Annotated in this window: 18 protein-coding genes and 1 other annotated feature; all 18 genes read left to right on the top strand. The window is 41.5% G+C overall.

Annotated elements, in window-relative coordinates:
* Position 1: 1 nt before the first annotated feature.
* Entirely contained in the window at positions 2–520 is a 519-nt protein-coding gene (locus M1G14_RS06480) for a hypothetical protein (protein WP_247926414.1), read from the top strand.
* 86 nt (positions 521–606) lie between these two features.
* Positions 607–1,566 (top strand): ROK family glucokinase, encoded by a 960-nt coding sequence (locus M1G14_RS06475; protein WP_247926413.1) that lies wholly within the window; start codon positions 607–609, stop codon positions 1,564–1,566.
* A 90-nt stretch (positions 1,567–1,656) separates the two neighbouring features.
* A complete protein-coding gene (locus M1G14_RS06470) occupies positions 1,657–2,496 on the top strand; it encodes a thymidylate synthase (protein WP_247926412.1) in 840 nt (279 codons plus the stop codon).
* Between the two features lie 203 nt (positions 2,497–2,699).
* On the top strand, positions 2,700–3,374 hold the full coding sequence (locus M1G14_RS10985) for a YSIRK-type signal peptide-containing protein (RefSeq protein WP_425608335.1): 675 nt from the start codon (positions 2,700–2,702) through the stop codon (positions 3,372–3,374).
* On the top strand, positions 3,375–10,736 hold the full coding sequence (locus M1G14_RS06465) for a GEVED domain-containing protein (protein ID WP_487007258.1): 7,362 nt from the start codon (positions 3,375–3,377) through the stop codon (positions 10,734–10,736). It abuts the gene before it with no gap.
* A 147-nt stretch (positions 10,737–10,883) separates the two neighbouring features.
* A complete protein-coding gene (locus M1G14_RS06460) occupies positions 10,884–11,393 on the top strand; it encodes a dihydrofolate reductase (protein ID WP_049522722.1) in 510 nt (169 codons plus the stop codon).
* A 208-nt stretch (positions 11,394–11,601) separates the two neighbouring features.
* On the top strand, positions 11,602–12,834 hold the full coding sequence (gene clpX, locus M1G14_RS06455) for an ATP-dependent Clp protease ATP-binding subunit ClpX (RefSeq protein WP_003001797.1): 1,233 nt from the start codon (positions 11,602–11,604) through the stop codon (positions 12,832–12,834).
* A gap of 11 nt (positions 12,835–12,845) precedes the next feature.
* The gene (gene yihA / locus M1G14_RS06450; protein WP_003016353.1) at positions 12,846–13,448 is read left to right on the top strand and encodes a ribosome biogenesis GTP-binding protein YihA/YsxC; all 603 of its coding nucleotides are present in this window, start codon (positions 12,846–12,848) and stop codon (positions 13,446–13,448) included.
* Between the two features lie 148 nt (positions 13,449–13,596).
* Positions 13,597–14,301, top strand: a complete 705-nt coding sequence (locus tag M1G14_RS06445) for a glucosaminidase domain-containing protein (RefSeq protein ID WP_049522721.1) — start codon at positions 13,597–13,599, stop codon at positions 14,299–14,301.
* 159 nt (positions 14,302–14,460) lie between these two features.
* Positions 14,461–15,258, top strand: coding sequence for a formate/nitrite transporter family protein (locus M1G14_RS06440; RefSeq protein WP_049522720.1), 798 nt, complete (start codon positions 14,461–14,463; stop codon positions 15,256–15,258).
* 61 nt (positions 15,259–15,319) lie between these two features.
* Positions 15,320–15,454: a sequence feature (ribosomal protein L10 leader region), on the top strand.
* Positions 15,455–15,492: 38 nt separating this feature from the next.
* Positions 15,493–15,993, top strand: coding sequence for a 50S ribosomal protein L10 (rplJ, locus tag M1G14_RS06435; protein ID WP_003001722.1), 501 nt, complete (start codon positions 15,493–15,495; stop codon positions 15,991–15,993).
* Between the two features lie 75 nt (positions 15,994–16,068).
* Complete coding sequence (gene rplL, locus M1G14_RS06430; RefSeq protein ID WP_003001622.1) at positions 16,069–16,437, top strand: 50S ribosomal protein L7/L12; 369 nt, start codon at positions 16,069–16,071, stop codon at positions 16,435–16,437.
* Between the two features lie 159 nt (positions 16,438–16,596).
* The gene (locus M1G14_RS06425; protein WP_049522719.1) at positions 16,597–17,040 is read left to right on the top strand and encodes a hypothetical protein; all 444 of its coding nucleotides are present in this window, start codon (positions 16,597–16,599) and stop codon (positions 17,038–17,040) included.
* A 149-nt stretch (positions 17,041–17,189) separates the two neighbouring features.
* Entirely contained in the window at positions 17,190–17,642 is a 453-nt protein-coding gene (locus M1G14_RS06420) for a hypothetical protein (protein WP_021153252.1), read from the top strand.
* Positions 17,643–17,750: 108 nt separating this feature from the next.
* Positions 17,751–18,200 carry a hypothetical protein gene (locus tag M1G14_RS06415; protein WP_247926411.1) on the top strand — a complete coding sequence of 150 codons (450 nt, stop codon included), beginning with the start codon at positions 17,751–17,753 and terminating at the stop codon, positions 18,198–18,200.
* A gap of 332 nt (positions 18,201–18,532) precedes the next feature.
* The gene (locus tag M1G14_RS06410) at positions 18,533–20,269 is read left to right on the top strand and encodes an ABC transporter ATP-binding protein (protein WP_247926410.1); all 1,737 of its coding nucleotides are present in this window, start codon (positions 18,533–18,535) and stop codon (positions 20,267–20,269) included.
* A 13-nt stretch (positions 20,270–20,282) separates the two neighbouring features.
* Positions 20,283–22,061, top strand: coding sequence for an ABC transporter ATP-binding protein (locus M1G14_RS06405; protein WP_247926409.1), 1,779 nt, complete (start codon positions 20,283–20,285; stop codon positions 22,059–22,061).
* A gap of 145 nt (positions 22,062–22,206) precedes the next feature.
* Positions 22,207–22,716 (top strand): GNAT family N-acetyltransferase, encoded by a 510-nt coding sequence (locus M1G14_RS06400; protein ID WP_031573164.1) that lies wholly within the window; start codon positions 22,207–22,209, stop codon positions 22,714–22,716.
* Positions 22,717–22,759 lie beyond the last annotated feature (43 nt).

Raw genomic sequence — 22,759 nt, 5'->3', positions numbered from 1 at the left:
TATGAATCAATTGAACCGGATATCCCTTGGGATTTCAGCCACTATTTTTACCATTATCGGTATCGTCTTGTTTATCAATCCGATTGAGCACATCGGCTCGTTTAGCTGGTTGATTTCCTGTGGTTTCTTTTTAATCTCCCTTTCGCGTTTTTCACGCTATTACCGATTGCGTCAGGCTGGTATCATTCAGCAGCAACAGCTCTTTCATAGTATGGTCGCCTTGGTTTTTGCGGTCTACTTACTGCTCTATGGCTACAAGACCTTGCCGATTGTCTTTCCAGTCACTTTAGGAATTTGGCTGATCTACCGTTCGATTCTAAACTTCCGAAAAGCTAATTTCTATTCTAAGAAAATTGAAGAACTTTCCAAACGCTATATATTCTTTGCCTTGGTACAGCTCTTTATCGGCTTGTTCTTAATTGTCAGTCCGCTTTCGATTAGCGTCTTTCTATTAAATATTATTGGTTTGATTTTCCTCATTTTAGGATTTCAATCCTTTAGTCTCTTGTTAAAAAGTTAAGAAAAGTTACGTGCAAACCTTTGCGTTTGATAAAAAGTCTGATATAATAGATCTGTAAGTGTTTACAAGTTTGAAAGGAGTTACAGATGTCTAAAAAAATTATTGGGATTGACCTTGGAGGAACTTCAATTAAGTTTGCCATCCTTACTTTGGATGGGGAAGTTCAAGAAAAATGGTCTATTAAAACAAATATCTTGGATGAAGGTGGCCATATCGTAGATGATATGATCGAATCCATCGCGCATCGTTTGAAAATGCTTGGGCTTGATGCTTCTGAGTTCCAAGGAATTGGAATGGGATCACCTGGTGTCGTTGACCGTGAAAAAGGTACAGTTATCGGTGCCTACAACTTGAACTGGAAGACCCTTCAACCAGTCAAAGAAAAGATCGAAACTGCCCTTCATATTCCATTCTTTATCGATAATGATGCCAACGTTGCTGCTTTGGGTGAACGTTGGAAAGGGGCTGGTGAAAACCAACCGGATGTAGTCTTCATGACCCTTGGTACTGGTGTCGGCGGTGGGATCGTCGCTGAAGGTCGTCTCTTGCACGGTGTACGTGGAGCTGCTGGTGAGCTTGGTCACATCACTGTTGACTTTGATGATCCAATCCAATGTACCTGTGGTAAAAAAGGCTGTCTTGAAACGGTTGCATCTGCAACAGGTATCGTCAATTTGACTCGTCGTTATGCCGATGAGTACGAAGGGGACTCTCAATTGAAAGTCTTGATCGACAACGGAGAAGAAGTAACGGCTAAAACGGTCTTTGACCTGGCAAAAGAAGGCGATGCTCTTGCTTTGATCGTCTACAAGAACTTCTCACGTTACCTTGGACTTGCTGCTGCTAACATCGGTTCAACCTTGAACCCATCTAAGATCGTTATCGGTGGTGGGGTTTCCGCTGCTGGAGACTTCCTCTTGGATGGTGTGCGCAAGGTCTTTGAAGAAAACTCATTCCCACAAGTGCGTGAATCTACTCAATTGGCACTTGCTACTTTGGGAAATGACGCCGGTGTCATCGGTGCTGCATCCCTTGTATTACAATAAGATGAAATGGAGATCTGGCTCGTGCTGGGATCTCCTTTTTTTCTGCCTCCTGTGATATAATGAAGACAAAACTGGATTCAAGGAGAGTATATGACAAAAGCAGATACAATTTTTAAAGAAAACATTCGAAAAATCATGGAAGAAGGAGTCTGGTCAGAGCAGGCGCGCCCTAAGTACAAGGATGGTAGAACGGCCAACTCCAAGTACATCACGGGAGCCTTTATGGAGTTTGATCTTGCAAAAGGCGAGTTCCCTATTACAACCCTTCGTCCCATCGCTATAAAATCCGCTATCAAAGAGATGCTCTGGATCTACCAGGATCAGTCGAATAGCTTGGATCTTTTAGAAGATAAGTACAATGTCCACTACTGGAATGACTGGGAAGTGAAAGATAGCCGGACGATCGGTCAGCGCTATGGAGCTGTTGTCAAAAAGCATGACATTACGAATAAGATCCTCAAACAATTAGAGGCTAATCCTTGGAATCGCCGCAATATTATTTCCCTCTGGGATTATGATGCCTTTGAGGAGACCGACGGACTCTTGCCATGTGCTTTTCAGACCATGTTTGACGTGCGGCGCGTGGATGGAGAGATCTATCTAGATGCAACCTTGACCCAGCGTTCGAATGATATGTTGGTAGCTCACCATATCAATGCCATGCAATATGTAGCCCTACAGATGATGATTGCCAAGCACTTTGGCTGGAAGGTTGGGAAGTTCTTTTACTTCATTAATAACCTTCACATCTATGACAATCAATTTGAACAGGCTGAAGAGTTACTCCGTCGGGAGCCTTCAGATTGTCGGCCACACTTGGTTTTGAATGTACCAGATGGAACCAATTTCTTTGACATCAAACCAGAAGATTTTGAACTGGTCGATTATGATCCAGTGAAGCCACAATTGAAGTTCGATCTTGCCATTTAGTAATAAATCAAGGTTTTTTGATACCTTGATCAATTGGTAAAATCCTTTTAGAATTAAAACAATTTTAGCTAAAAATTTTTACTCATTTTTGAGTCAATATGTTTTGAAAATCGTTCGGATTTTGTTAAAATAGATAAGGTTTGTAAAAACTAAACAATTTTAAAAAGAATGTTAATTTATAGATAAATATGGAGGTCCATTAGATGGGGAAAGACTTATTTAATGATCGTATTAGCAGATTCTCAATTCGTAAACTGAATGTGGGGGTTTGCTCAGTACTATTGGGAACACTTGTTATGGTTGGTACAGCAGCAAGTGCAGCCGCAGAAGAAAATACAAATACGACAAGTGAAAGTGTAGCAGCAGTTGCAACAGCATCAGAAGCGCCTGAAGCGTCAACAGCTATAGCAACTTCAGCAACATCAACAGCTGCAACGACATCTACTTATGATGCAAACGCAGCAATCACTGCACCAGAGACTTCAACTGCTGCAGCAACATCAACAGCACCTGCTTCAACTAGTGAAGCAAGTAGCACAAGCACAGCAGCTTCAGCAACATCAACTGCTACAGCTACATCAACCGCTGCAACACCAAAATTAGAAGCAACTACGCCAGAAAATAATGCTGCACCTGCTTCAACATCTGCAGATAAAAAAGAAGCACCAACTCTTTCAGCTGGACAAGGTGTAACAGCAAATAATACTGTAACAACGGAAGAGACAGCCAACACTTCTCGCCGTCGTAATCGTCGTGCCCTCGGTGATGCCAATGATCCAAACTTGATTGGCGATGACGTTGTAGATGCAACTTCAACTCCAAAAGAAGCAAAACCTGGCTTTACAACAAATGTAAAAGCCTCAGACCTTGCTAGTTAAATCTCTTGGTTAGACTTTGGAGAAACAGCCAACTGGACAGGAACAACGACTACATCAGACGGCAAACTTGCACTCCAAGTTGGTGCTACCTATACTAAGGAAATCATGCCTGGCTATGTAGTTACCATCAAAGTCAAGTCTTTAAAACCCTTCCAAGCGACTGAAATCTATAAAAAACGGATGGAAGAACGTGGAGCTACAGAAGCAGAAAAAGCAACCTATGATCCTAATGCTAAAAATGGTTATGTGAGTGGGACTACTGATCCAAAATCACTTGCAGAATTGAATGCTGGTCATGAAGCCAAGGTTATTGCCGAGCCTCAAAATAATTGGACTGAGATTAGATCAGAAGGAATTAATACTGGAACAAAGAGTACAACTATTAGTTCAGAATTAAATGGTGGGAATATTGGTATTCAATTTGAAGTCTCCGCTACCTTCCGTGGAAAAGCTGTCAAACCTGCTGTAGTCATGGCAGATGGTGAGTCCGCTAACCCTGGTGAATTGGTTCTGTTTACCACCAATGGAGAAGGTTGGAAACATATAGGGGAATGGAAAAAATCGACTAAAAGATATAATGTAACCTACATTCCACAAGATACAGACAATTTATTTGGTTCAAACTCTACCACCAATATAAACGGTATGATTTTCTCTAGAACTAATCTTGACCAACTTCGTAGATCAACTCAAGTTGGACCAGACAAAAAAGCGGTTGCCTGGAAGTACTTTGGAAGTGCTGATTTAACAACCGGAGGTCTCGGAACGGGAGTTTTCGGTCCAAATATTTCTGCAAATGATGTTGATGTTCCTCTTGTTATGACAAAGGGAGCTTCTGAAATTGGTCTTTACATTGCTTCAGGTGGTAAACAGTCTGCTATGCTAGGATTCTTCCCACTTGATGAAGGAGATGCACCTGAATCATACGGTAAGGCGATTCATTCGATCGCAACTGTAGATGGAATTACTGGTAAGAAAGTGAACCAACCTTATCTCGGTCACTTGAGTCCTGATATGGATGAAAACAATACCCTTGATTGGACGGGTGATGACAAGGCGACCACTGCGGATGAAGGCATCGACCAATTACTTCCAAATGATCTCAAAGGAAAAACTAATGAGCTGATCAAGATGGACCGGACACGTCCAGGTAATTACACCATTTCAGTGGAAGCTCATACGGGTGGAGCAGCAAAAGCTAACATCTATGGTTGGATAGATTTCAACCAAAACGGAACCTTCGATGAAGATGAACGGTCTGATTTAACAACTATTACTCAAGATGGAACGGCTACGTTAAGCTTTACAAAGAGTAAAACCTATATTGATCCTAGTGTTAAGGAATTAGGGGTACGGTTACGAATTGCTAAGGATGCTGATCAAATCGAGAGTCCGACAGGAATGGCCTTTTCAGGGGAAGTTGAGGACTTCAAGACTCAAATCACCCACCCACCTAAAGGGGAATTCAAAGAAACAACTGGTCTTCAAGGGGCGAAGCAAACTGCAACTGTAGCCTTTACCGCTCGTGGTTTGCAAGGCTATAGCCTAACTGAGCCAGCAAAAATTGATGAAATAGTAGCTCCACAAATGATAGATAACCGTACAGGGCAAGTCGTTACACCTGGCGCAGATGGCTACTATGCTGTAGCTGGTCAAGGGAAGTACAAGATCACTCCAAACGGAACTTCTGTGGATGTTGAGTTCATTCCTGAAGATCACTTCCTTGGAACAGCGGATGGTATCTCTATTCGTCGTACAGACAGCAATGGCTACGATACTGGTTGGTCAACAAAATTCCCAGCTGATGAAGCCAATGTAGATACTGTTTTGAATACCATGGATGGTCTTTATATCCCAACTGTTACACCAACGGATATTGAAGGGGTAGATAAGACTTCGACAGATGTCCAAGGTGCGACTCAAACAGGTACACCAACCTTTAACACAACGACAACAAACGCTAATGGCGAAAAGATCTCTGTCACTCCAAGCTTGGAATACCCTGCTAAATTGGTGGATCCAGCGACTGGTCAAGTAACCAATGCAACCTCTGTAACAGTAGCAGGCGAAGGAACATACAGCATTGACGATGCTACTGGTAAAGTAACCTTTGTTCCAGAACCAGGATTCACAGGTACAGCTCAAGGTGTTACCGTATCCGTAACAGCACCTGTCGGAAGAGATAAAGACGGTACCGTCCGTGATGAATACCTTAAGACAGCAACCGCTAAGTACACACCAACTGTAACACCTATCACAGTGACTCCTACAGACAAGGTTTCTGCGGATGTTCAAAATGTTCCTCAAACTCAAACACCAACATTTGATTTGAGTAACGACAAGACTGCTGAAATCACTAGCAAGAAATTGGTGGATCCAGCAACTGGTCAACCGACTGACGAAACAACGGTGACAGTAGCAGGGGAAGGTACATATACAATCGATCCAACTACAGGAGCGGTGACCTTCACACCTGAAAAAGACTTCGTTGGTACTGCAACTGGTGTGACAGTTCAAGCGACTGCAACGATTACCAATGCGAACGGTAAGACAGCAACCATCACATCTGATGCAACTTACACACCAACTGTTGTAGCGGCTGTTCCAACAGCAAACCCTACAACTTCTAAAGATGTTCAAGGTGCAACTCAAACCGGTACACCAACCTTTGCAGGAACAACTGTTCAAGTAAATGGTGAAGATAAAGCTATTACCATTAAAGACAATAGCTACACATTGCTAGATAAAGATGGTAACGAAGTTTCAACGACACCAGCTTATGCGGCAGACGGTACAACAGTGATCGGTAACTTCACAATCGACCCAGCAACTGGTCAAGTAACCTTCACACCGACTGATAAATCATACACTGGTGCAGTCACACCAGCCAAGGTTCAAGCTGAAAGCTCAAACGGTATCAAGGTGGATACAACTTACACACCAGAAATCGTTCCAGTAACCCCAACAGCAACCCCAGTTGAAACAGAAGATATCCAAGGTGCTACTCAAACAGGTAAACCTGAATTCAAGGGTGGAACTGTAACGGTTGATGGCGTTGAGAAGACAGTAGCCATCAATGAAAATGTTCCAGCAACTTTCGAAGATGGTTCAACAACCAAGACCGTTGAAGGTGTTGGTACTTACACAGTAGCAGCAGACGGTACTGTTACATTTGTACCAGAAAAATCATTTGTCGGAACTGCACCAGCTGTGACAGTTGTCCGCGAAGATAAGAATGGAACAAAAGCTTCAGCAACCTACACACCAACAGTATTGCCAGTAACACCTGAAGCAACACCAGCTGAAACAAAAGACATCCAAGGTGCTACACAAACTGGTAAACCTGTATTCACTGAAGGCGACAGCCGTGTACCAATGAACGATGATGTTGCAGCAACCTTCGATGATGGATCTACTTCTAAGACAGTCGATGGCGTTGGTACTTATACAGTAGCTCCAGACGGAACTGTTACATTTGTTCCAGAACCAAGCTTTACTGGTACTGCACCAGCCGTAACCGTTGTTCGTGAAGACAAGAATGGAACCAAAGCATCTGCGACTTACACACCAACGGTTAACCCAGTCACTCTTACTCCAACAAATAAAGTTTCTGAAGACATTCAAAATGTTCCTCAAACAGAGACACCTACATTTGCTTTGAGTGATGATGAGACTGCTCAAATCACAAGCAAGAAATTGATTGACCCTGCAACAGGTCAACCGACGGATGAAACAACTGTAACAGTAGCAGGTGAAGGAACTTATACAATCGATCCTACTACAGGAGCAGTAACCTTCACACCTGAAAAAGACTTCGTCGGAACTGCAACTGGCGTGAAAGTCCAAGCGACTGCAACAATTACCAATGCAGACAGTAAGACTTCAACTATCACTTCAGATGCAAGTTACACACCAACAGTTGTAGCAGCTGTTCCAACAGCTAATCCAGCTACATCTAAAGATATCCAAGGTGCGACACAAACAGGAACACCAACCTTTGAAGGTGCAACTGTTCAAGTTAATGGTCAAGATAAAGCGATTACGATTAAAGATAATAGCTACACGCTTTTGGATAAGGATGGTAATGAAGTATCAAGCACACCAGCTTATGCTGCTGATGGAACAACTGAAATCGGTACTTACTCAATTGATCCAGCAACTGGACAAGTAACCTTCACACCAACTGACAAATCTTATACTGGTAAAGTAACGCCTGTTAAGGTTCAAGCTGAAAGCTCAAACGGTATCAAGGTAGATACAACCTACACACCTGAAATTGTTCCAGTAACTCCAACAGCTACACCAGCTGAAACAACAGATATTCAAGGTGCTACACAAACTGGTAAACCTGAATTCAAGGGTGGAACTGTAACGGTTGATGGCGTTGAGAAAACAGTAGAAATCAATGAAGATGTTCCAGCAACATTTGACGATGGCTCAACGACTAAGACTGTAGACGGTGTTGGTACTTACACAGTAGCAGCAGACGGAACAGTTACATTTGTACCAGAAAAATCATTTGTTGGAACTGCACCAGCGGTAACAGTTGTGCGTGAAGATATGAATGGCACTAAAGCCTCTGCAACTTACACACCAACTGTAACGCCTGTAACACCAACAGCTGAAGATGCTACTTCAACTGGTAAGCAAGGTCAAACTCAAACAGGTAAGCCTGAATTTACTGAAGGCGATAGCCGTGTGCCAATGAACGATGATGTTCCAGCAACATTTGACGATGGCTCAACTACGAAGACTGTAGACGGTGTTGGTACTTACACAGTAGCAGCAGATGGAACTGTTACCTTCGTTCCAGAGAAATCATTCGTCGGGACTGCTCCAGCAGTGACGGTTGTTCGTGAAGATAAGAATGGAACTAAAGCCTCTGCAACTTATACACCAACCGTAACACCAGTTACACCAACTGCAGAAGATACAACATCTACTGACAAACAAGGTCAAACGCAAACAGGTACACCAACCTTCACACCAGGTAATCCAAATCTTCCAATGGATGATGATACTCCTGCAACATTTGAAGATGGCTCAACTACGAAGACCATTCCAGGTGAAGGAACTTACACTGTTGCTCCAGATGGAACTGTAACCTTTGTACCAGAAAAATCATTCACAGGAGAAGGTACAGGCGTAACGGTTAAACGTGTCGATAAGAACGGTACTCAAGTTACTGCTAAGTACACACCAACTGTGACACCAGTAACACCAACAGCAACTCCAGCTGAATCAGAAGCACCTCAAGGTGTGGTTCAAACAGGAACTGTTACCTTCACTGAAGGTGACCCAGTTGCACCAATCGACAAGGATACCATTACTCTTCTTGACGAAAATGGTCAGCCAGCAGCATCTGTAGATGCGAAATCACCAGCAGGTGATGTGATCGGTACCTTCACCGTTGATAAAGAAACAGGTGTTGTGACCTTCACACCAACAGATAAATCATACTCAGGTGATGTTGTTCCAGTTAAGGTTCAAGGTAAAGATACAAACGGAACTGTTGCTGAGACAACTTACACACCGAAGATCACTCCAGTTGTACCAACTGCTGATCCTGCAACATCTACTGACATCCAAGGTCAAACTCAAACAGGTACACCAAGCTTTACACCTGGTAACCCTGCAATCCCAATGGATGATGATGTACCAGCTACCTTTGAAGATGGCTCAACAACTAAAGTTATTCCAGGTGAAGGAACTTACACAGTTGCTCCGGATGGAACCGTAACCTTTGTTCCAGAAAAATCATTCACAGGAACAGGTACAGGCGTAACAGTGAAACGTGTTGATAAGAACGGTACTCCAGTTACTGCAACTTACACACCAACTGTAACACCAGTAACTCCAACCGCTGAGCCAGCAACATCTACTGACATCCAAGGTAAGACACAAACAGGCAAACCAACATTCACACCAGGTAACCCAGATGTACCGATGGATGATGATGTGCCAGCAACATTTGAAGATGGTTCAACAACTAAGACTATTCCAGGTGAAGGAACATACACAGTAGCTCCAGATGGAACAGTTACCTTCGTACCAGAAAAATCATTCACAGGAACAGGAACAGGCGTGACTGTTAAACGTGTTGACAAGAACGGTACACCAGTTACAGCTAAGTACACACCAACTGTTACACCTGTGACACCAACAGCTGATCCTGCTACATCAACAGATATCCAAGGTCAAACTCAAACAGGTAAACCAAGCTTCACGCCTGGTAACCCAAGTGTGCCAATGGATGATGATGTACCTGCAACCTTTGAAGATGGATCAACTACTAAAGTTATTCCAGGTGAAGGAACTTACACCGTTTCTCCAGACGGAACCGTAACCTTCGTACCAGAAAAATCATTCACAGGAACCGGTACAGGCGTAACAGTGAAACGTGTTGATAAGAACGGTACACCAATTACCGCTACTTACACACCAACTGTAACACCAGTTACACCAACTGCAGAACCAGCTACTTCAATTGGTAAGAAGGGTGCCACTCAAACAGGCAAACCAACCTTCACAGAAGGCGATAGCCGTGTACCAATGAATGACGGAGTTCCAGCAACCTTTGAAGATGGTTCAACTACGAAGACAATTCCAGGTGTTGGTACATACACAGTAGCAGCAGATGGAACTGTAACCTTCACACCAGAACCTCAATTCACTGGAACAGCACCAGCTGTAACAGTGGTTCGTGAAGATGTGAACGGAACAAAAGCTTCTGCAACTTACACACCAACTGTCCTTCCAATCACTAAGTTTGTTGATAAAGAAGGTAAGGAAATCCCAGGATATCCTGCAGTTGATGGAGAAGAGCCAAAAGCTGAAATTCCAGGTTACCGCTTTGTGGAAACGAAGAAATTGCCTAATGGTGATACTGAACACGTCTATGAAAAAGTTACAACTTCATATGTAGACGAAAATGGGGACCCAATCCCAGGTAACCCAACAGAAGATGGGGAACAACCGAAGAAAGATATCCCAGGTTATGACTTCGTGAAGACTGTTGTAGATAAAGATGGAAACATTCAACATATCTACAAGAAGACTGTGACACCAACTCCAATGCCGGATCCAACTCCGACACCAGAGCCACAGCCACAGCCTACTCCCCAACCGCAACCAACACCAGAACCACAACCACAACCTACTCCACAACCAAAACCAGAAGAACCAACGATTCCTGTTGTTCCAGAAACGAAAGAAGAAGTGAAGTATATCGATCCACAAAATCCTACTGCACAACTTCCAAACACAGGAACAAAAGAATCTTCTACTGCTGGTCTTGCAATCTTTAGCGCTTTAGCAGGTCTGTCATTATTTGGATTTGCAAAACGCAAAAAAGAAGACTAAGCTAACTTGTGGCTAAAAAAAAACCGCGAAAATCTCGCGGTTTTTTCTGTTTGTATTTGAAAAAATATCCTCCAAACTAGATAGTTGAAATCAGTCTTTTATAAGAAAATTTGATAAAATAGAAGTATCAGTGTAAAGGATGAGAGAATGAAAAAGATAATTGGTATCTGGGCTCAGACTGAAAATGGCATTATTGGAAAGGACCAAGTCATGCCTTGGCATCTGCCAGCTGAGCTTCAGCATTTCAAAGAAACAACCATGGGGCAAGCCATTCTCATGGGAAGAGTGACCTTTGATGGTATGAAAAAACGGGTTCTACCAGGTCGGACTAGTATTATCTTAACGCAAGATCAAGCCTACGATCCTGAAAATGACGCTGTACTTGTCATGCACAGCAAAGAAGAAGTCTTGGAGTGGTATCAGAACCAAGAGAAGAATCTTTACATTATTGGAGGCAGTCAGATTTTAAAGCTCTTCTCTGACCAGTTAGAAGAATTGATCCAGACCATGATTCATGCGGATATTGATGGCGATACATTGGCACCGAGATTTGAAGAGAACCGCTATGAAAGAGTCCGTCAAGTCCATCATCCAAAAGATGAGAAGAACCCATATGATTTTACGGTCAACTATTATAAGAGAAAGGATTTAGACTAATGGAGCGAAGTGTCTTTGGTTTTTTTACAGCTGTCCTATGTGTCATCTGTTTGATTTGCGCCTTACAAACCTTTCGTAAAAAACGGTTTGGCCTCGCTATTTTATTCTTACTAAATGCTTTTACCAATCTTGTGAATTCTATTCACGCCTTTTACATGACCTTATTTTAAACTAAATAGAAACAGAAAATGACAGAAAGAGGAAATACATGCCAACGAATCAAAATAATGATATGATGGTTTATTGTTCATTTTGCGGAAAGAGTCAAGATGAAGTCCAAAAAATCATTGCAGGAAACAATGCGTTTATCTGTAATGAATGTGTCGAGTTAGCACAAGAAATTATCCGCGAGGAGCTAGCAGAAGAGGTTCTTGCAGACCTTAGTGAAGTTCCAAAACCAATCGAATTGCTCAATATCTTGAACCACTATGTCATCGGTCAAGATCGTGCCAAACGTGCCCTTGCTGTAGCGGTATACAACCACTACAAACGCATCAACTTCCACGATACGCGTGAAGACGAGACAGATGTTGAATTGCAAAAATCAAACATCCTCATGATCGGCCCTACTGGTTCAGGTAAGACTTTCTTGGCCCAAACCTTAGCACGTAGCTTGAATGTCCCATTTGCCATTGCAGATGCAACAGCCTTGACAGAAGCTGGTTATGTGGGAGAAGACGTTGAAAACATTCTCTTGAAACTTCTTCAGGCAGCTGATTTCAATATCGAACGTGCTGAACGAGGCATTATCTATGTCGATGAAATCGATAAGATCGCTAAGAAAAGTGAAAATGTCTCTATCACACGTGACGTTTCTGGTGAAGGAGTGCAACAAGCTCTCTTGAAGATCATCGAAGGAACCGTCGCTAGTGTCCCACCTCAAGGGGGACGCAAACACCCACAACAAGAGATGATTCAAGTGGATACCAAAAATATTCTCTTCATCGTAGGTGGAGCTTTTGATGGGATCGAAGAAATTGTTAAGCAACGTCTCGGTGAAAAAGTCATCGGTTTCGGTAAGAACAATAAAGCTATTGATGAATCAAGCTCTTACATGCAAGAAATCGTGGCAGAAGATATTCAAAAATTCGGGATTATCCCAGAATTGATCGGACGTCTTCCAGTCTTTGCGGCCCTTGAGCAATTGACAGTTGACGACCTTGTCCGTATTCTAAAAGAGCCACGCAATGCCTTGGTAAAACAATACCAAACCTTGCTCTCTTATGATAACGTTGAATTGGAATTCGATGATGAAGCCCTTCAAGAGATTGCTAATAAGGCTATCGAAAGAAAAACAGGAGCTCGTGGACTTCGTTCGATTATCGAAGAAACCATGATGGATGTCATGTTTGAAATTCCAAGTCAAGAAGATGTCAAACTTGTTCGAATTACAAAAGAAGCTGTAGACGGAACTGAAAAACCAATTCTCGAAACAGCCTAGAAAGATAAAATATGGAAATTAATACACATAATGCGGATATCCTCTTAAGCGCTGCAAATAAGAGTCATTATCCTCAAGATGAGATTCCAGAAGTTGCACTTGCCGGTCGATCCAATGTCGGCAAGTCTTCTTTTATTAATACTCTCTTAAATCGAAAGAACCTGGCCAGAACATCTGGGAAACCAGGAAAAACCCAATTGCTCAATTTCTTCAATATCGATGATAAACTCCGGTTGGTAGACGTACCTGGTTATGGCTATGCACGAGTCTCGAAAAAAGAGCGCGAGAAGTGGGGGCGGATGATCGAAGAATACCTCACTAGCCGGGAGAACTTAAAAGCAGTCGTTAGCCTAGTCGATTTTCGTCATGAACCTTCAGCAGATGATGTCCAAATGTATGAGTTCTTAAAATACTACGAAATCCCAGTAATCTTGGTAGCAACTAAGGCAGATAAGATTCCGCGTGGAAAATGGAATAAACATGAATCGATCATCAAGAAAAAGCTCGATTTTGATCCAGCTGACACCTTTATTGTCTTTTCTTCTGTAACCAGGGAAGGACTAGAGAAGTCATGGGATGCTATTTTAGAAAATGCATTTTACGAAATAAATTGAAATGACATGAAAATGTCATTTTTGTTTTGGATTTATCTCGCAATTGTAATACAAGTGTAATATAAGTGGCTTTGTTTTCTTCTATCTATATGGTATAATTTCTATAAAGATAAAAGATGATAAAAAATAATTGGAGATAAATTGTATTATGAAAAAGAAAATACGGAATAAAACGAAATTATTTGGTTTGTTCGTTTCTGTATTAGCAGCAGGGACTTTTGCTGCTGCTATGAGCGAGCACGTCACATCAGTTGGTGCTAATGATGGATCTTACCAAGCTTATTCAGACCCTACTGAAGCTTTCATCTCACAAATTGGTGAGTCAGCTCGTCAGCTCGGTCAAGAGAATGACCTTTATGCTTCCGTTATGATCGCACAAGCCATCCTTGAAAGTGGTTCAGGTCAGTCTGGCTTGTCTTCTTATCCGCATTACAACCTTTTCGGTATTAAAGGAAGTTATGCTGGTCAATCTGCAGTGATGCAAACTTGGGAAGATGATGGTGCTGGAAATGCCTATACGATTAATGACGCTTTTCGTTCTTACCCATCTTACTATGAATCATTGCAAGACTATGTAGCTGTTTTGAAACAAGGACATTTTGCAGGTGCATGGAAGAGCAACACCTCTAGTTATCAAGATGCAACAGCAGCTTTGACAGGTGTTTATGCGACAGACACAAGCTACTATGCAAAACTTAATAACATCATTGAAACTTATAATTTGACTCAATACGATTCACCAAATGTTCAAGGTGGTATTACAGGTTCGGTATACAATCCATATCGCCAACAGTTTACTTCACAAGAAATCTTGAATTTGGATATCGCTTGGGCGAACCGTTTAAACTATTAAAAAAGAAAAGCAGGCAAATGCCTGTTTTTTAATTATCTCCTTGCATATGATTTAAAACGTATATATTGTGAATTTAAGAATTTTTCCTGAAAACCTTTTCAAACTATTTTGTCTATGATATAATGATTTTATTCACAAACATTATATAAGGAGAATATTATGTCTGAATCTAATTTTATTCAAAAAGTGGGAGCGGCGTGTAATAAGAAGGAAGATCTCTATCAGAAATCTAAAACGCGTTATGCAGTCCGTTCTATTTTTGCTGGAGGATTTCTTACTTTAAGTACGGCGGTCGGAGCAGTTGCTGCAGACCTGTTGAATACCTTCGTACCTGGATCTGGTCGTTTTCTATTTCCATTCATCTTTGCCTGGGGCTTGGTTTACCTCTTATTCTTAAATGCGGAATTAACCACCTCAAATATGATGTATCTGACGGCGGGTACCTATCTAAAGAAAATTAACTGGAAGAAAGCGTTGGAGATTCTTCTTTATTGTACCTTCTTTAATTTAATTGGTGCTTTAATCGTAGCTTTTCTTTTCAATCAAACAACTGCCTTTGCACATATCGATCCAAAAGGTTTCCTAGCCACGGTAGCAGAAAATAAACTTCAACGTAGCAATCAAGTGGTTTTCTTTGAAGGGGTTATTGCCAATATCTTCGTCAATATTGCTATTCTTTCTTATCTATATTTCAAAGATGAAACAGCTAAGGTGCTCTTAGCCCTCTCAGCTATTTATATGTTTGTCTTTATGACCAATGAACACTTGGCTGCAAACTTTGCTTCCTTCTCATTATTAAGCTTTAATCCAGTATCTAGCCAATTGCCACATTTTGAGTTTTTAAATATTTTACGTCACTATGGTGTCACCTTCTTCGCCAACTGGGTAGGAGGAGGAGTCCTAATGGGACTAGCCTATGCTTGGTTGAATAATATCAAGAGTCTCTATAACGATTAAAAAATATAAAAAAAGTTTGCAAAAGTACTTGCATTCTTTTTTTATATATGATAAACTAATCTACGGTTTGAAAAAACTGCCTAAGACAGTAGGGGAGCTCGACTCATAAAGATCCTACCGAGGACAAAACGTATCAATTAAAAGAAGCGTATTGTACTTTCGTGTCTAGGTTTGGGCGCGTTTTTCTTTTGGAAAAATTCCCCAAGCAAAATAATTACGGAGGTGAACACACTAATGAGTGAAGCAATTATTGCTAAAAAAGCGGAACTTGTTGACGTGGTAGCTGAAAAAATGAAAGCTGCTGCATCAATCGTCGTTGTAGATTCTCGCGGTTTGACAGTTGAGCAAGATACAGTTCTCCGTCGCAACCTTCGCGGAAGCGAAGTTGAGTTTAAAGTTATCAAAAACTCAATCTTGCGTCGTGCAGCTGAAAAAGCTGGTCTTGAAGATCTTGCATCTGTATTCGTTGGACCTTCTGCAGTAGCATTTTCTAACGAAGATGTTATCGCACCTGCGAAAATCTTGAACGATTTTGCAAAAGACGCTGAAGCACTTGAAATCAAAGGTGGTGCAATCGAAGGCGCTGTCGCATCTAAAGAAGAGATTCTTGCACTTGCAACTCTTCCAAACCGCGAAGGACTTCTTTCTATGCTCCTTTCTGTACTTCAAGCGCCAGTGCGCAACGTTGCTCTTGCAGTCAAAGCGGTTGCAGACAACAAAGAAGACGCAGCTTAATCTTATGCTACGCAGCGTAGCCTAGCTACAAAAAAATAAAAACATAAAATTAAAACTTATTTGGAGGAATTAACAATGGCATTGAACATTGAAAACATTATTGCTGAAATTAAAGAAGCTTCAATCCTTGAATTGAACGACCTTGTAAAAGCTATCGAAGAAGAATTTGGTGTAACTGCAGCTGCTCCTGTAGCTGTTGCTGCAGCTGGTGCTGCTGACGCAGGTGCTGCTAAAGATTCATTCGATATCGAATTGACATCTGCAGGCGACAAGAAAGTCGGCGTTATCAAAGTTGTACGTGAAATCACTGGTCTTGGTCTTAAAGAAGCTAAAGAACTTGTTGATGGTGCACCTGGCGTTATCAAAGAAGGTGTTGCTGCAGCTGAAGCTGAAGAAATCAAAGGTAAATTGGAAGAAGCTGGAGCTTCAGTTACTCTTAAATAATCGAGTTTCCAATCAAAATCAAAACCGAGGTTTAGGCCTCGGTTTTTTCGTGCATTCTTTCTTTTGTGACTTTTACAAGCCCTGTATTATCTAATCTTTCATTGAGATACGAAAAAATTATTGCTATAATAGGGATATTCGTTGAAACAAGGAGAAGGTATGAAAAATTTTAAACAGATTTTTTTGGCTTTAGGTGCTGTTTTTGCAGCAGTCCTCTTGGTAGCCTGTGGTCCAAAAAGTGATAATGGGACTTATGTATTCGAACCCTCAACAGAAGAAGTGAGGGAGATGCTACCAAGTCAACTTGCTTATATCATTACAGATGATTATAAATTTAGGGTTTCGATTATCATTAAGGACAAAGAAGGCGTTATGAAGGTTCAAATAAAATCAAATGTTCAAAATACCAATCAATCCTATGATTTTAAGGTTGACCAAAAACACAAAATATTTGTAATGAAGAATGATGACAGTGGGACAAAGATGTCGTATAAAATTTCTAATCATATGCTAACCTTTATGGATGTGAAAGAATCAAACTCGAGTGGTTCTGATATTTTTATAAACTTTATAAAAATGGCTAAGTTTAAAAAAGTTAAATAATTTAGCGAAGGTAGGTACGGATCCTGCCTATTTAATCGTTACATATTAGTTGATAAATATATTACAAGAGTATTACATTTGTAATATTTCATTGCCGTGTGTCTGAATTGTTGATATAATAGGGTGAATCTAACTAAAAAGGAGAAGTTATGAAAAACTTTAAACGTATTCTTTTAGCTTTCGTTGCAGTTTTTGCAGCAGTCCTCTTGGTGGCATGTGGTGCCAAAAGTGATAATGGGACTTATGTCTACAAACCATCAAAAACTGAAGTGAAGGAAATCCTTGAAGAACAAGGTGCTCCAAGTTCAAGTGTAGATGCATTGATCGACAATGTTAAATTGGAAGTTTCAGTGACCATTAAAGACAAAACAGGTAGCCTTAAAATTAAAGGTGAAATGATGGGACAAAAGACTGACCAATCATTTGATATGAAAGTTGACCAACAAAAGAAAACTCTTCAATCTAAAACAGGTGAAGGTGAGAAGGTTAAATACAAAGTTTCAGGCGATGTGTTCACTTTTGATTTATCTGGTGAAAAGAGTTCAGGTCATGAAGCCGCTTTGGAAATGTTCAAAAACGCTAAATTCAAACGTACAAAATAATACAAGAGAAGGGCAGAGAGTATCTGCTCTTTTTCTTCTTTAAAACATCTTGAATCGGTATTAAAATAGTGGTAAAATCTGATTATAAAATACATTAGGAGATTGATTATGAAAAATATTAAACGTATTCTTTTAGCTTTCGTTGCAGTTTTTGCAGCAGTCCTCTTGGTGGCATGTGGTGCCAAAAGTGATAATGGGACTTATGTCTACAAACCATCAAAAACTGAACTCAAGAAAATTCTTGAGGAGCAAGGCTTATCAGGTAGTCAATTAGAGTCTATTGGAAACGTTATTAATTTTGAAGTTTCTATTAAGATCAAAGATTCTAAAGGAACCCTCAGCATCGCGGGTGAAGTCGCTGGTCAAAAGAATGAGCGATCTTATGATGTCAAAATCAATCAAAAAGAGAAATCAATCTCGTCAAATGATGGTAGTGGAGAAAAGATTACATACAAGGTCGATGGTGACTATTTGACATTTGATCTTTCTAAATTAAGTAATAGCAACCAAGGGGATCTTATGATTCTTAAAAACGCTAAACTCAAACGCACGAAATAAAGCGACTGAGAGGCTGGGACAAAAGTCCTAGCCTCTCAATTATTTTTGGATTGTCGAATAAGACGCAGTGGTTGAGTGAGCTCTACTACGCTGATTTCATCAGCTTTTACAGCCCTACTCAACTGTGCGGAGGTGGGACGATGAAATCGAATTCTAACGAATGACCGATTTCTGTCCCACTCTCTTTGCTTTACTTTTATGACTGGTTTGATATAATAAATAAGAATACAGATGGGACTGGGGCAGGAATGATTTTCTTTGAAAATGATTTCGTCTCGCTCCCTCTTTTCTGTGTGATCAAGGTTATTATTTATGGAAAAGGAGAATCATCTATGCTTTATATTTGGTCTTACTTGAAAAAGTATCCCAAGTGGCTAGCCCTGAATCTATTTTCGGCGGTCCTTTTTGTTATTGTCAATTTAGGCTTGCCAACGATTCTAGCTCGCATGATTGATGAGGGGATTAACCCGCGTGATGTGGATCGGCTGTATTTCTGGGGCTGGGTTATGTTTGCGATCATTTTGCTTGGAATTGTGGGACGGATTATCTTATCTTACGCGGTTGGTCAGCTAACGACCACCATGGTCCGTGATATGCGCAATGACCTCTATGCCAAGTTACAGGAGTACTCACACCGCGAGTATGAGCAAATTGGGGTATCGTCATTGGTTACTCGCTTGACTTCGGATGCCTTTGTTTTGATGCAGTTTGCGGATTCTATGTTGAAGATGGGCGTCATCACACCTTTGATGATGGTTTCCAGCGTTCTTTTGATTCTGACAACCAGTCCTTCTCTAGCATGGATTGTAGCGGTATCTGTACCATTCCTTGCTGTCGTCGTCTGGTATGTAGCAGTCAAGACACGTCCACTTTCTGAGAAGCAACAAAAGACTCTCGACCATCTCAACCAATTTGCGCGTGAAAATTTGACAGGACTTCGTGTGATTCGTGCCTTTGCTCGTGAAGAATTCCAGGAAGAGAAATTTGCGGCTGAAAATGAGGTCTATGCGGAAAACTCTAATAAATTGTTCAAACTAACTGGTTTGACAGAACCCCTATTTGTGCAGATCATCATTGCTATGATTGTGGCGATTGTCTGGTTTGCTTTGGATCCTCTTCATGACGGTAGTTTGAAAATTGGGGATCTGGTTGCCTTTATTGAGTATAGCTTCCACGCGCTCTTATCTTTCCTCTTTTTAGCCAATCTCTTTACTATGTATCCTCGGACTGCGGTTTCTAGCCGTCGTCTCAAGGAAATCATGGACATGCCCATTTCGATCGATCCAAATGAGAATGGTGTAACAGAAACAGCATCTCGTGGCTATTTGAAATTTGACAATGTCACCTTTGCTTATCCAGGTGAGACAGAGAGTCCAGTTCTTCACAACATTTCCTTTCAAGCCAAACCTGGCGAAACCATTGCCTTTATCGGCTCGACCGGTTCTGGGAAATCTTCACTTGTGCAGTTGATTCCACGATTCTATGATGTCACCCTAGGGAAGATTTTGGTCGATGGTGTGGATGTCCGTGACTACAATCTGAAAGCCCTTCGCCAAAAGATTGGTTTTATTCCACAAAAGGCCTTGCTCTTTACGGGAACCATTGCTGAGAACCTTCGTTATGGGAAAGAAGATGCCTCTGTACAAGAGCTAGAACAAGCGGCTGAAATTTCCCAAGCCAAGGAATTTATCGACAGCCGTGAGGAACGCTTTGATACGCATTTGGCAGAAGGTGGTAGCAACCTTTCAGGTGGTCAAAAACAACGCTTGTCTATCGCTCGTGCCGTTGTCAAAGATCCAGATGTCTTTATTTTTGATGATTCCTTCTCTGCCTTAGACTACAAGACGGATGCCACTTTGCGGAAGCGTCTCAAAGAAGTCACAGGAGATGCGACCGTCTTGATCGTAGCGCAACGTGTGGGAACCATTATGGATGCGGATCAAATTATTGTCTTGGACCAAGGTGAAATCGTCGGTCGAGGTACTCACGATGAATTGATGGAAAGCAATGAGATCTATCGTGAAATTGCCAATTCCCAGCTTGACAGTCCATCATTAACAGAGGAATAGAAAGGAGAAGCAGATGAAACAAGAACAAAACAGTTTTTCTAGACTATGGACTTACTTGAGAGCCTATCGCTTGGAAGTTTGCTTGTCCATTTTCTTAAAAATCTTGAGTGTCGTCATGAGTGTTGTCGAACCCTTTGTTTTGGGGCTTGCGATTACTGAGTTGACAAAAAATCTCATGGATATGGCAAAAGGCCTTCCAGGGGCTGGTCTTAACACCTCCTATATCGCGATCATTATGACGCTCTATCTATTCCGTGGGGTCCTCTATGAGTTGGGATCTTATTATTCCAACTATTTTATGACCAATGCTGTTCAAAAGACCGTTCAGGACATGCGAAATGATTTGTCTCATAAAATCAACCACATTCCGGTTTCCTATTTTGACCGGCATCAGTTCGGAGATTTGCTCGGACGTTTTACTAGCGATGTCGAAACTGTCTCGAATGCCTTGCAACAGTCCTTTTTACAAATCGTCAACGCTATCTTTACCTTGCTTTTTGTCATCAGCATGGTCTTGTACTTAAATATCCAATTGGGGATGGTGGTGATCTTGTCCATTCCGATCACTTATTTCAGTGCTCGATTTATCATGAAAAAATCTCAGCCTTACTTTAAAGAGCAGGCAGATGTTTTGGGGGCAATGAACGGCTTCGTTCAAGAAAATTTAACAGGTTTTAATGTCCTTAAGCTCTATGTCCGAGAGAAATCTTCCCAGGAAGAGTTTCATGATATTACCCATCACCTTCAAAAAGTAGGATTCAAGGCTAATTTCATTTCTGGCTTAATGATGCCGATTTTAAATGGGATTTCAGATTTGACTTATCTCATTATCGCTTTGTTTGGTGGCTTGCAAGTGATAGCAGGACGTTTGACTGTCGGGAATATGCAGGCCTTCGTTCAATATGTTTGGCAGATCAACCAACCGATTCAAAACTTGACCCAATTGGCAGGACAGCTACAAAGTGCTAAGTCGTCTCTAGATCGGATTTTCCAAGTCATGGATGAACCAGATGAAGTAGCAGATGTGACAGAAACCCTCTCTGGAGATTTGACAGGGCAAGTCAGCTTTAAAAACGTTGATTTCCAATACGTAGCGGACAAACCCTTGATTCGTGATTTCAACCTAGAAGTCAAACCAGGTGAAATGGTGGCCATTGTCGGACCAACCGGAGCAGGAAAAACAACCCTGATTAATTTGCTGATGCGCTTTTATGATGTGACTGCAGGATCGATTACAGTCGATGGTCATGATATTCGCCATCTATCTCGCCAAGATTACCGCAAACAATTCGGAATGGTGCTTCAGGATGCTTGGTTATATGAAGGAACCATCAAAGAAAACCTTCGCTTTGGTAATCTCGAGGCAACGGATGAAGAAATTGTGGAAGCCGCAAAGGCAGCCAATGTCGATCACTTTATCCGGACGCTTCCTGGTGGTTACAATATGGAAATGAACCAGGAGTCTAGCAATATTTCTCTAGGGCAAAAGCAACTCCTAACCATTGCGCGTGCGCTCCTAGCGGATCCTAAAATCTTGATTTTGGATGAAGCGACGTCTTCTGTCGATACGCGTTTAGAGCTCTTGATTCAAAAAGCCATGAAGAATTTGATGAAAGGGCGGACTAGCTTTGTCATTGCTCACCGCCTGTCTACCATTCAAGAAGCAGATAAAATCCTTGTCCTCAAAGATGGGCAAATCATCGAGCAAGGAAATCACCAATCCTTGTTAGCAGATAAAGGATTCTACTATGAGCTCTACAATAGTCAATTTTCAAATAAAAAAGCGGAATAAGCTAAAGAGGTTGAGACTGGATTTCTCAACCTCTTTTCTATATAAATCCTTTTGCAAAAAATGAAACTATTAGATCATTGCCTCTCTTCATTGACAGTGAGAAGGCTTATCGGTATACTAGGTATAATCTAATTAGGAGGCCACCATGATGATTCGACCCGTTCAGCTCAGCGATGCAGCAGCTATCCGAGCGATTTACCAACCTTATGTGACAGAGACAACCATTACCTTTGAGGTTGATGTGCCGACTGTCCAGGAATTTGAAAGCCGCATCGCAAAAACGCTGACCCAATTTCCTTATTTGGTCGCAGAAGTGGATGGGAAAGTTGTGGGGTATGCCTATGCCTCGACCTATTATGCACGCGCTGCCTATGATTGGACCACTGAATTATCTATTTATGTAGCAAAGGAAGCGCGTGGACAAGGGATTGGAACGGCTCTTTATACGGCCTTAGAAGAGGAGTTGCAAGCACGAGGCTACTTACGCTTTCTGGCTTGTATCGCAGTTCCGAACGAAGCGAGCATTTCCATGCATGAAAAGCGGGGCTATGTTCAAGTCGCTCACTTCCCAAAAATTGGCTATAAGTTTAACAAATGGCATGATATCGTCTGGATGCAAAAGACCATAGACGGTGCTGTTAGGAAAATACGGTAGAAATCACGACATTTGTAAATTGCAATAGCTAATTATCCCCGAC

Origin of the sequence: Streptococcus parasanguinis (assembly GCF_023109675.1) — a bacterium.
GTDB lineage: Bacteria > Bacillota > Bacilli > Lactobacillales > Streptococcaceae > Streptococcus > Streptococcus parasanguinis_I.
The sequence above is the reverse complement of the archived record's forward strand: the minus strand, read 5'-3'. Positions and strand labels throughout refer to the sequence as shown.